The 10,778-nt window shown below is 65.2% G+C and carries 9 protein-coding genes; 7 read left to right on the top strand and 2 right to left on the bottom strand.

Features of this window, described 5'->3' with window-relative positions; genetic code table 11:
- The first annotated feature begins 15 nt into the window (after nucleotides 1–15).
- Nucleotides 16–1,212 (top strand): succinyldiaminopimelate transaminase, encoded by a 1,197-nt coding sequence (gene dapC / locus AC05QJ_RS07845; protein ID WP_476746336.1) that lies wholly within the window; start codon nucleotides 16–18, stop codon nucleotides 1,210–1,212.
- 48 nt (nucleotides 1,213–1,260) lie between these two features.
- Here dapC and AC05QJ_RS07840 read toward each other — a convergent pair whose 3' ends face one another.
- Nucleotides 1,261–2,907: a Na+/H+ antiporter gene (locus tag AC05QJ_RS07840; RefSeq protein WP_476746335.1), complete on the bottom strand. Its 1,647-nt coding sequence runs from the start codon at nucleotides 2,905–2,907 to the stop codon at nucleotides 1,261–1,263.
- 214 nt (nucleotides 2,908–3,121) lie between these two features.
- Between AC05QJ_RS07840 and pncA the strand changes: the two genes are divergently transcribed.
- The 5 genes from pncA (at nucleotide 3,122) to AC05QJ_RS07815 (ending at nucleotide 6,990) form a co-directional block, all read left to right on the top strand.
- On the top strand, nucleotides 3,122–3,775 hold the full coding sequence (pncA, locus tag AC05QJ_RS07835) for a bifunctional nicotinamidase/pyrazinamidase (protein ID WP_476746334.1): 654 nt from the start codon (nucleotides 3,122–3,124) through the stop codon (nucleotides 3,773–3,775).
- A gap of 126 nt (nucleotides 3,776–3,901) precedes the next feature.
- Nucleotides 3,902–4,249 (top strand): ArsC family reductase, encoded by a 348-nt coding sequence (locus AC05QJ_RS07830; RefSeq protein ID WP_476746333.1) that lies wholly within the window; start codon nucleotides 3,902–3,904, stop codon nucleotides 4,247–4,249.
- A 39-nt stretch (nucleotides 4,250–4,288) separates the two neighbouring features.
- Nucleotides 4,289–5,323, top strand: a complete 1,035-nt coding sequence (gene dapD, locus AC05QJ_RS07825; RefSeq protein WP_476746332.1) for a 2,3,4,5-tetrahydropyridine-2,6-dicarboxylate N-succinyltransferase — start codon at nucleotides 4,289–4,291, stop codon at nucleotides 5,321–5,323.
- Nucleotides 5,324–5,377: 54 nt separating this feature from the next.
- On the top strand, nucleotides 5,378–6,583 hold the full coding sequence (locus AC05QJ_RS07820) for an aminotransferase class V-fold PLP-dependent enzyme (RefSeq protein WP_476746331.1): 1,206 nt from the start codon (nucleotides 5,378–5,380) through the stop codon (nucleotides 6,581–6,583).
- Nucleotides 6,580–6,990, top strand: coding sequence for a SufE family protein (locus AC05QJ_RS07815; protein ID WP_476746330.1), 411 nt, complete (start codon nucleotides 6,580–6,582; stop codon nucleotides 6,988–6,990). The genes AC05QJ_RS07820 and AC05QJ_RS07815 overlap by 4 nt, the downstream gene beginning before the upstream one ends.
- On the opposite strand, the gene tcdA is transcribed toward AC05QJ_RS07815, so the two are convergent.
- The gene (gene tcdA, locus AC05QJ_RS07810; protein ID WP_476746329.1) at nucleotides 6,969–7,793 is read right to left on the bottom strand and encodes a tRNA cyclic N6-threonylcarbamoyladenosine(37) synthase TcdA; all 825 of its coding nucleotides are present in this window, start codon (nucleotides 7,791–7,793) and stop codon (nucleotides 6,969–6,971) included. The two genes, AC05QJ_RS07815 and tcdA, sit on opposite strands and share 22 nt — an antisense overlap.
- Nucleotides 7,794–8,084: 291 nt before the next feature.
- Here tcdA and AC05QJ_RS07805 point away from each other — a divergent pair, with 291 nt between their 5' ends.
- Entirely contained in the window at nucleotides 8,085–10,673 is a 2,589-nt protein-coding gene (locus tag AC05QJ_RS07805; protein ID WP_476746328.1) for a glycosyltransferase, read from the top strand.
- The last annotated feature ends 105 nt before the right edge of the window (nucleotides 10,674–10,778 follow it).

Here is a 10,778-nt window from a genome sequence, read left to right as displayed (position 1 = left end):
CGAGACTTCGCGACGATGAACAACGCTTTGAACCAGCTTCAGCCCTACCCGTTCGAGAAACTGCGCGCCCTGCTGGGCGGCGTCACCCCGGCGGCGGACAAACGCGCCATCGCCCTGTCGATCGGTGAACCGAAGCACACCTCGCCGGCCTTCGTGGCCAAGGCCCTGGCCGACAACCTCGACCAGATGGCGGTGTACCCCACCACCCTCGGCCTGCCGGCCCTGCGCGAGTCCATTGCCCAGTGGTGCGAACGCCGCTTCGGCGTACCGGCCGGCTGGCTCGACGCCGCCCGCCACGTACTGCCGGTCAACGGCACCCGTGAAGCGCTGTTTTCCTTCACTCAGGCCGTGGTCAACCGCAGCGACAACGGCCTGATCATCAGCCCGAACCCCTTCTACCAGATCTACGAAGGCGCAGCCCTGCTGGCCGGTGCGCAGCCGCACTACCTGCCATGCCTGGACAGCAACGGTTTCAACCCCGACTTCGACGCAGTGCCGGCGCAGGTCTGGGAGCGCTGCCAGATCCTGTTCCTGTGCTCCCCGGGTAATCCGACCGGCGCACTGGTTCCGCTGGAAACCCTGAAGAAACTGATCGCGCTGGCCGACCAGTACGACTTCGTCATCGCCGCCGACGAGTGCTACAGCGAACTGTACTTCGACGAGCAAAGCCCGCCGCCGGGCCTGCTCAGCGCCTGCGCGGAACTGGGCCGCAGCGACTTCAAGCGCTGCGTGGTGTTCCACAGCCTGTCCAAGCGCTCCAACCTGCCGGGCCTGCGCTCCGGTTTCGTGGCCGGCGACGCGGAAATCCTCAAGGCCTTCCTGCTGTACCGCACCTACCACGGTTGCGCGATGCCGGTGCAGACCCAACTGGCGTCCATCGCCGCCTGGAACGACGAAGCCCACGTACGCGACAACCGCGACCTGTACCGCGAGAAATTCGACGCCGTGCTGGAGATCCTCGGCCCGGTGCTGGACGTCCAGAAGCCCGATGGCGGTTTCTACCTCTGGGCCAAGGTGCCTGGCAACGATGACGCGGCGTTCTGCCGCGGGCTGTTCGAACAGCAGCATGTGACCGTAGTGCCAGGCTCCTACCTGTCCCGCGACGTGGATGGGGTCAATCCGGGTGCCGGGCGCGTGCGCATGGCGCTGGTGGCTCCGCTGGCCGAATGTGTCGAGGCTGCCAGGCGGATCCGCGCCTTCATCGAAGGCTGATGCCTTTCACAGCCATCCCGATCCACCGGGATGGCTGCCCCGCTTCGGCTATTTCACCTGCCCCAGATTCGCCTCGCTCATATCCAGCTCTCCCAGCACCTTGCGCACCACGTCATCGCCGATCTCGTGATGGCGGTGCAGCCGGTACAGTTCCAGGCGCTGCGCCCGCAGCGCACGCAAGCGCAAACGACGCTCCAGCTGGTCCATCTGCTCGGCCAGGGCACGGGCTTCGGCGCTGTCGTTGTAGGCATCCAGTTGCTGGCGGTACTCGGCCATCAGTCGCGCTTTCAGTTCCGCCGCCAGGGCCGCCTGGGACGCGTCCTGAGGCGCGCCGGGCTCGGCGGTTTCCTCGGCTTCCAGCGCGTGGATCGCCGCCTCGGCGGTACGCCGCCAGGCATCGTCGGCCTCCTGTTGCAGGGCGTCGTCCGCGCTCTTCTCGACGCCACGCAGCAGCAGCGGCAGGGCAATGCACGCCGACACCAGCGACAACAGGATCACCCCGGCGGCAATGAAGATCAGCAGGTCGCGCTCGGGGAAACCCTTGCCGGCAGCAATCAGCAGCGGCACCGACATGACACCGGCCAGGGTCACGGCACCGCGCACACCGCCCAAGGTCAGCAACCAGCAGGAGCGCGCATCGGGCAACAGCACCAGTTCCGACTTGCCGCGCCAGCGCCGAACCTGGCCGATCAGGCGCCAGATGCTCTGCACCCAGACAAAGCGCAGCAGCACCAGCACGCCAAAGATCGCCACCACGTCCAGGCAGCGCCAGGCCAGCGTCGGCCACAGCGAGGCCTCATGACTGGTCACGGCCTTGATGATGTCTGGCAGTTGCAGGCCCAGCAGCAGGAAGATCAGGCCGTTGAAGGCGAACTCCAGCAGCGACCAGACGCTGCGGTTGAGCAGGCGGGTGCTGGTCTGGCGCGGCAGCAGGTCGAGCCAGCTCTGCATCATCCCCGCGGCCACCGCCGAGAGAATGCCCGATGCACCGAGGCGCTCGGCCAGCACATAGGCCGCGAACGGCAGCAGCAACATGAACACCACGTGGGTCGCCGGATCGTCCCAGCCCCGGGCAATCATCCAGGCGCGCAGACGACCGACCAGCCAGCTCAGGGCGACACCGATGGCCAATCCGCCGATCGCCACCAGCACGAAGGTCAGGCTGGCCTCGGCCAGGGAAAATACACCGGTGATGGCAGCGGCCAGGGCGAACTTGAAGGTCACCAGGCCGGAGGCATCGTTCATCAGCGCCTCGCCCTGCAGCATGTGCATCAGCGGCGTGGGCAGGCGGTCCTGGGTGATGGCCGAGACCGCCACGGCGTCGGTCGGCGACAGCACCGCGGCCAGAGCAAAGGCCACCGACAACGGAATGGTCGGGATGATCCAGTGGATGAAGTAGCCGGCGCCGACCACGGTGAACAGCACCAGGCCCACCGCCAGGGTCAGGATCGGCCCGCGCAGGCGCCACAGCTCGCGCTTGGGCATGCGCCAGCCATCGGAAAACAGCAGCGGTGGCAGGAACAGGAAGAGAAACAGTTCAGGGTCGAGGGCCACGTGCAGGCCAAGGGTCGGCCAGGCAAGCAAGGCCCCGGCGGCAATCTGTACCAGAGGCAGCGGCAGGGGAATCATCCGCCCCACCAGCTTGGAGACACTGACCAGCATCAGCAGGATAAGGACGGTATAGGCTGACTGCATGTGGCGTGTTTCCTGTTCGATTCGAAAGCATTCCGTGGGCACGCTGGACAGGCGTGGGCCATTGGACACATATAGTAACGACCTCGTCCCCCAAGCGACCGCTGAACATAAGTCGCAGGCCGGCGGGGAATATGTAACATCATGCTACGCAAGCGCTTTATCCATCCGCGTCGGTTTTACCCTCCCAGACCGTGATTACAAGGAAGCACGTCCGATGGCCGCAACCCTGAACAACGATAGCCCCGATCGCGCCCTGCTCGTGATCGATGTGCAGAACGACTTCATCCCCGGTGGTGCCCTGCCTGTCACCGGCGGCGACCAGATCGTGCCGCTGGTCAACCGCATCGCCAGCGGTTTTCGCAACGTGGTGCAGGCTCAGGACTGGCACCCCGCCGGCCACGCCTCGTTCGCCTCCAGCCACCCTGGGCGCAAGCCGTTCGAGGTCATCGATCTGCCCTACGGCCCGCAGGTGCTATGGCCCGACCACTGCATCCAGGGCAGCGAAGGCGCACAGTTCCACCCGCACCTGAACATCCCCCACACCCAACTGATTGTGCGCAAGGGCGGCAATCCGGCGGTGGACAGCTATTCGGCATTCACCGAGGCCGACCAGCAGACCACCACGGGCCTGGCCGGCTACCTGCAGGAAAAGGGGATTTCCACTGTCTTCGTGGTCGGCCTGGCGCTGGACTTCTGCGTTGCCTGGACAGCGCTGCATGCCCGCGGCAAGGGCTTCGTCACCTACGTGGTACTGGATGCCTGCCGGGCCATCGACAGCGACGGCTCGCTGGAGCGCGCAATGGCGGAAATGGAGGATGCCGGGGTGATTTTCATCGAGTCCCGGCAATTGCTCGGCGCCAACCGATAGACGCATGTCCGATGGCGGCGCCACAGCCGTGGCGCCGTGCCTTTCGATGCCGCATAATCCAGCCCACCCAAAATTCCGAGGAGTTGCGGGGTTGCCTGGGGAAAGCCCGGCAGCCCTTGATGATCAATGGCTTACACTCTTTACGGCATCAAAGCCTGTGACACGATGAAAAAGGCACGTAGCTGGCTGGAAGAACAAGCCATCGACTACGACTTCCACGATTACAAGACCCAGGGCATCGACCGGGACAGCCTCGAGCGCTGGTGCGACGAGCACGGCTGGAGCGTCGTCCTCAACCGCGCCGGCACCACCTTCCGCAAGCTCGACGACGCCCGGAAGGCCGACCTCGACCAGGCCAAAGCCGTCGACCTGATGCTCGCCCAACCGTCGATGATCAAGCGCCCGGTACTCGACCTGGGCGGCAAGACCCTGGTGGGCTTCAAACCGGACCTGTACGCGGCCGCCCTGAAGTGAGCCGCCCGCTTTCAATCAATTTCAGTACGAGGTAACTGCATGTCCACTTCCCTGTTCAGCCTGGCCTTCGGCGTCGGCACCCAAAACCGTCAAGGCGCCTGGCTGGAAGTCTTCTACGCGCAACCCCTGCTCAACCCGGCCGCCGAACTGGTCGCCGCCGTCACCCCGCTGCTGGGCTACGAAGGTGGCAACCAGGCCATCGCCTTCAGCCCGGCCCAGGCCGGCCAACTGGCCGAAGCCGTCAAGTCGATCGACCCGGTCCAGGCCGCCCTGCTGACCCGCCTGGCCGAAAGCAGCAAGCCGCTGGTCGCTACCCTGCTGGCCGAAGACGCCACCCTGAGCTCGACTCCTGAGGCTTACCTCAAGCTGCACCTGCTCTCCCACCGCCTGGTCAAGCCTCACGGCCTGAGCCTGGCCGGCATCTTCCCACTGCTGCCGAACGTCGCCTGGACCAGCCAGGGCGCCGTCGATCTGGCCGAACTGGCCGAGCAGCAACTGGAAGCGCGCCTCAAGGGCGAGCTGCTGGAAGTGTTCTCGGTAGACAAATTCCCGAAGATGACCGACTACGTCGTGCCGAGCGGCGTGCGTATCGCCGACAGCGCCCGCGTACGCCTGGGTGCCTACATCGGCGAAGGCACCACCATCATGCACGAAGGCTTCGTCAACTTTAACGCCGGCACCGAAGGCCCGGGCATGATCGAAGGCCGCGTTTCGGCGGGCGTCTTCGTCGGCAAGGGCTCGGACCTGGGCGGCGGCTGCTCGACCATGGGCACCCTGTCGGGCGGCGGCAACATCGTCATCAAGGTTGGCGAAGGCTGCCTGATCGGCGCCAACGCCGGTATCGGCATCCCGCTGGGCGACCGCAACACCGTCGAAGCCGGCCTGTACATCACCGCAGGCACCAAGGTGCAACTGCTCGACGAGCAGAACCAGCTGGTGAAAGTGGTCAAGGCCCGCGACCTGGCCGGCCAGACCGACCTGCTGTTCCGCCGCAACTCGGTAACCGGCGCCGTCGAGTGCAAGACCCACAAGTCGGCCATCGAGCTGAACGAAGCACTGCACGCCCACAACTAAGTGGTACGATCGGGTCTGGCCTTTCGCCAGACCCGATATCCAGGCCCTACGAACATGTTCCAACCCTCTCCCTGGCGCGCTGACTTTCCCGCCATCGCCGCCCTGCAACGCCAGCACCAGACCTATCTGGACAGCGCTGCAACCACTCAGAAACCCCAGCCCCTGCTCGATGCCCTGAGCCATTACTACGCCCATGGCGCCGCCAACGTGCACCGTGCCCAGCATTTGCCCGGCGCTTTGGCAACCCAGGCCTTCGAGGCCAGTCGCGACAAGGCCGCCGCCTGGCTCAATGCCGGCAGCAGCGGGCAGATCGTCTTCACACATGGCGCCACCTCGGCGCTCAACCTGCTGGCCTACGCCCTCGAACACCGTTTCGAGGCGGGCGAGGAAATCGCCGTCAGCGCCCTCGAACACCACGCCAACCTGCTGCCCTGGCAGCAATTGGCCAAACGCCGCGGCCTGAAGCTGGTGATCCTGCCCGTGGACAACCGTGGCCTGATCGACCTGGACGCCGCGCTGCAATTGATCGGACCGCGCACGCGGGTGCTGGCGGTGAGCCAGTTGTCCAACGTGCTGGGCACCTGGCAGCCGCTGCAACCGCTGCTTGATCACGCCCGCGCCCAAGGCACACTGACGGTGGTCGATGGCGCCCAGGGCGTGGTCCATGGCCGGCATGACGTCAGCCGGCTGGGCTGCGACTTCTACGTCTGCTCCAGCCACAAGCTCTACGGCCCGGACGGCCTCGGCCTGCTCTACGGTCGCCACGAAGCCCTGGCGCTGCTGCACCACTGGCAGTTCGGCGGCGAAATGGTGCAACTGGCCGGCTATCAGGACTCCAGCTTCCGCCCGGCGCCGCTGGGCTTCGAAGCGGGTACGCCGCCGATCGCCAGCGTGATCGGCCTGGGTGCCACCCTGGATTACCTCGCCAGCCTCGACCAGGCCGCCGTGGCCGAACACGAAGCCGCCCTGCACCGCCACCTGTTGCGTGGCCTGGGCGATCGCGAAGGCATCCGCCTGCTGGGCGAGCCACAGGTCGCATTGGCCAGCTTCGTGGTGGACGGCGTGCACAACGCCGACCTGTCACACCTGCTCACCGAACAGGGTATTGCCGTGCGCGCCGGTCATCACTGCGCCATGCCGCTGGTCAACAGCCTTGGCCTGGATGGGGCGATCCGCGTATCGCTGGGCCTGTACAACGACTCGGACGACCTGCAGCGCTTCTTCGAGGCACTGGACCAGGCCCTGGAGCTGCTGCGATGAGCCTTTCTCCGGCCGCACAGGATGCCCTCGACGCCTTTACCGGCGCCGCCGGCTGGGAACAGCGCGCCCGCGTGCTGATGCAATGGGGCGAACGGCTTTTGCCGCTGAGCGACGAGGAAAAGTCCGAAGCCAACCGCGTCCATGGCTGCGAAAGCCAGGTGTGGCTGGTGGCCCATGAAGAGCAAGGGCGCTGGCGTTTCGCCGCCGGCAGCGATGCGCGGCTGATCCGCGGCTTGCTGGCGCTGTTGCTGGTGCGGGTCGAAGGCCTGTCCAGCGCCGAGCTGCGGCAACTGGACCTGCTCGACTGGTTCAGTCAGCTCGGCCTGGGCCGGCAACTCTCACCCTCACGCAGCAACGGCCTGAACGCCGTGCTGCAACGCATGGCTCAGCTCGCGTCCGGCGCCTGAGCCGGCTTGCGCTCGGCCGGGCGGCGCGCTCCGGCCACCAGCTTGTCCACCGCCTTGCTCGCAGCCACCATACCGAAGGTGGCCGTGACCATGGTCACCGCGCCAAAACCGCCGGCGCAGTCCAGCTTGACCCCTTCGCCGACAAAGCTCTTGTCCAGGCAGACACTGCCATCCGGTTGCGGATAACGCAGTTGCTCGGTGGAAAACACCACCGGCACGCCGTAGCTGCGGCTGGTGTTGCGCGAGAAGTTGTAGTCGCGGCGCAGGGTCGAACGCACTCGCGAGGCCAGCGGGTCGTTGTAGGTGCGGTTGAGGTCGGCGACCTGAATCTGCGTCGGGTCGATCTGCCCGCCTGCGCCACCGGTGCTGATGATGGTGATCTTGCGACGCTTGCACCAGGCGATCAGTGCCGCCTTGGCCATCACGCTGTCGATGCAGTCGATCACGCAGTCGAGTTGCTCGGTGATGTACTCGGCCATGGTGTCGCGGGTCACGAAGTCGGCCACGGCATGCACGGTGCAGGCCGGGTTGATGGCGCGCAGGCGCTCGGCAGTCACGTCCACCTTGGCCTTGCCGACATTGCCCTCCAGGGCGTGCAACTGGCGGTTGGTGTTGCTGATGCAGACGTCATCCAGATCGAACAGGGAGATTTCGCCAACGCCGCTGCGCACCAGGGCTTCTGCCGCCCAGGAACCGACGCCGCCAATGCCGACTACCGCCACGTGGGCGGCGCGCAGGCGTTGCAGGCCTTCCAGGCCGTAGAGCCTGGCAATGCCGGCAAACCGTGGATCTTCACTACTCATGACGCACACCCCGCAAAAAACCGGCGCGCATTATAGGCCCGTGCGCGGCCAATGACAGCCCGCCCGGCGGCCCGGGCATTGGTAATGATGGCAAGAATGCTGCTTTAATGTCCGGTGACGTGTCCTACGCTGCAAAAAGTCTTGGACGACATACAACGGGATCCAGAACTTCACCCTCTGGATAAAATCCAACGGCTACCGGATCGAGAACGCTCATTCCACGATCAGGTCACTCCCTGGATCCGCGCCTCTGGCGCTGGCCCGTTCCACTCTCCGGAACCCGAACTACCTATGCCATCGCGTAAATTTGGTCTCAACCTGGTGATTGTCATGGCGATCGCCGCGCTTTTCACCGGGTTCTGGGCGTTGATCAACCGCCCCGTCTCCGCCCCCGACTGGCCGGAACAGATCTCCGGTTTCTCCTATTCCCCCTTCCGTCTCGGCGAAAGCCCGCAAAAGGGCCAGTACCCTACCGAAGCGGAATTGCGTGAAGACCTCGAACAGCTGAGCAAGCTGACCGACAGTATCCGGACCTACACCGTCGAAGGCACCCAGGCGGAAATTCCGCGGCTGGCCGAGGAGTTCGGCCTGCGGGTGACACTGGGGGTGTGGATCAGCCCGGACCAGGAGCGCAACGAGCGGGAAATCGAGAAAGCCATCGAACTGGCCAACACCACCCGTAGCGTCGTGCGCGTGGTAGTGGGCAACGAGGCGCTGTTCCGCGAGGAGATCACCCCCGAGGCACTGATCGTCTACCTGGACCGGGTCCGCGCTGCGGTTAAAGTGCCGGTGACCACCAGCGAGCAGTGGCACATCTGGGAGAAGAACCCGCAACTGGCCAAACACGTTGACCTGATCGCCGCGCACATCCTGCCGTACTGGGAATTCATCCCGATGAAGGACGCCGGCCAGTTCGTGCTGGACCGCGCCCGCGATCTCAAACGCATGTTCCCGCGCAAACCGCTGCTGTTGTCGGAAGTCGGCTGGCCGAGCAACGGCCGCATGCGCGGCGGCGCCGATGCCACCCAGGCCGACCAGGCGATCTACCTGCGCACCCTGGTCAACAAGCTCAACCGCCAGGGCTACAACTACTTCGTCATCGAAGCCTACGACCAGCCGTGGAAGGCCAGCGACGAAGGCTCCGTGGGCGCCTACTGGGGCGTGTTCAACGCCGCGCGGCAACAGAAGTTCAACTTCGAGGGGCCGGTGGTGGCGATCCCGCAATGGCGGGTGCTGGCAGTGGGCTCGGTGGTGCTGGCCCTGCTGTCGCTGACCCTGCTGCTGATCGACGGTTCGGCCCTGCGCCAGCGCGGCCGGACCTTCCTGACCTTCATCGCCTTCCTTTGCGGTTCGGTGCTGGTATGGATCGGCTACGACTACAGCCAGCAGTACAGCACCTGGTTCAGCCTGACCGTGGGCTTCCTGCTCGCCCTCGGCGCGCTGGGGGTGTTCATCGTGCTGCTGACCGAGGCCCATGAACTGGCCGAAACCGTCTGGAACAAACGGCGCCGCGAATTCCTGCCGGTACATTCCGATGACGCCTATCGGCCCAAGGTGTCGGTACACGTGCCGTGCTACAACGAGCCGCCGGAGATGGTCAAACAGACCCTCAACGCCCTCGCCGCCCTGGACTATCCGGACTACGAAGTCCTGATCATCGACAACAACACCAAGGATCCGGCCGTCTGGGAGCCGATCAAGGCCCATTGCGAACTGCTCGGCGAGCGCTTCAAGTTCTTCCACGTCTCGCCGCTGGCCGGCTTCAAGGGCGGCGCGCTGAACTACCTGATCCCGCACACCGCCAAGGACGCCGAAGTGATCGCGGTGATCGACTCGGACTACTGCGTCGACCGCAACTGGCTCAAGCACATGGTGCCGCACTTCGCCGACCCGAAAATCGCCGTGGTGCAGTCGCCGCAGGACTACCGCGACCAGAACGAGAGCACCTTCAAGAAGCTCTGCTACTCCGAGTACAAGGGCTTCTTCCATATCGGCATGGTCACCCGCAACGACCGCGACGCCATCATCCAGCACGGCACCATGACCATGACCCGTCGTTCGGTGCTGGAAGAGCTGGGCTGGGCCGACTGGTGCATCTGCGAGGACGCCGAACTGGGCCTGCGGGTGTTCGAGAAAGGTTATTCCGCCGCCTACGCCCACCACAGCTATGGCAAGGGGCTGATGCCGGACACCTTCATCGACTTCAAGAAACAGCGCTTCCGCTGGGCCTACGGCGCGATCCAGATCATCAAGCGCCACACCGCCAGCCTGCTGCGCGGCAAGGACACCGAACTGACCCGAGGCCAGCGTTATCACTTCCTGGCCGGCTGGCTGCCGTGGATCGCCGACGGCATGAACATCTTCTTCACCGTCGGCGCGTTGCTGTGGTCGGCGGCGATGATCATCGTGCCGCAGCGGGTCGACCCGCCGCTGCTGATCTTCGCCATCCCGCCACTGGCGCTGTTCGTGTTCAAGGTGGCCAAGATCGTCTTCCTCTATCGCCGGGCGGTGGGGGTCAACCTGAAGGACGCCTTCGCGGCAGCGCTGGCGGGGCTTGCACTGTCCCACACCATCGCCAAGGCGGTGCTGTACGGCTTCTTCACCAGCAGCATCCCGTTCTTCCGTACCCCGAAGAATGCCGATAGCCACGGTGTGCTGGTGGCGATTTCCGAAGCGCGGGAAGAACTGTTCATCATGCTCTTGCTGTGGGGCGCGGCAGCCGGGATCTACCTGGTCCAGGGCCTGCCGAGCAACGACATGCGCTTCTGGGTGGCGATGCTGCTGGTGCAGTCGCTGCCGTATGTGGCGGCACTGGTGATGGCGCTGCTGTCGTCGCTGCCCAAGCCGGCGGATGCCGTGGAGCCTGCTCCGGCCGCATGACCTTCTCTGTACCGCCCCTGTGGGAGCGCCGCACGGCCACACAGGGGTTTCTGGCTGTGTGCAGGCAAGCGGTGCATCTTCGCCAGCGCTTTTGCTATAAGATAA

The sequence above is a fragment of the Pseudomonas sp. TUM25319 genome, from assembly GCF_056388475.1.
The sequence above is the reverse complement of the archived record's forward strand: the minus strand, read 5'-3'. Positions and strand labels throughout refer to the sequence as shown.

Coding starts and splice junctions, on each gene's coding strand:
- dapC (WP_476746336.1), top strand. CDS start 16: ATGAACAACGCTTTGAACCAGCTTCAGCCCTACCCGTTCGAGAAACTG.
- AC05QJ_RS07840 (WP_476746335.1), bottom strand. CDS start 2,907: ATGCAGTCAGCCTATACCGTCCTTATCCTGCTGATGCTGGTCAGTGTC.
- pncA (WP_476746334.1), top strand. CDS start 3,122: ATGGCCGCAACCCTGAACAACGATAGCCCCGATCGCGCCCTGCTCGTG.
- AC05QJ_RS07830 (WP_476746333.1), top strand. CDS start 3,902: ATGGCTTACACTCTTTACGGCATCAAAGCCTGTGACACGATGAAAAAG.
- dapD (WP_476746332.1), top strand. CDS start 4,289: ATGTCCACTTCCCTGTTCAGCCTGGCCTTCGGCGTCGGCACCCAAAAC.
- AC05QJ_RS07820 (WP_476746331.1), top strand. CDS start 5,378: ATGTTCCAACCCTCTCCCTGGCGCGCTGACTTTCCCGCCATCGCCGCC.
- AC05QJ_RS07815 (WP_476746330.1), top strand. CDS start 6,580: ATGAGCCTTTCTCCGGCCGCACAGGATGCCCTCGACGCCTTTACCGGC.
- tcdA (WP_476746329.1), bottom strand. CDS start 7,793: ATGAGTAGTGAAGATCCACGGTTTGCCGGCATTGCCAGGCTCTACGGC.
- AC05QJ_RS07805 (WP_476746328.1), top strand. CDS start 8,085: ATGCCATCGCGTAAATTTGGTCTCAACCTGGTGATTGTCATGGCGATC.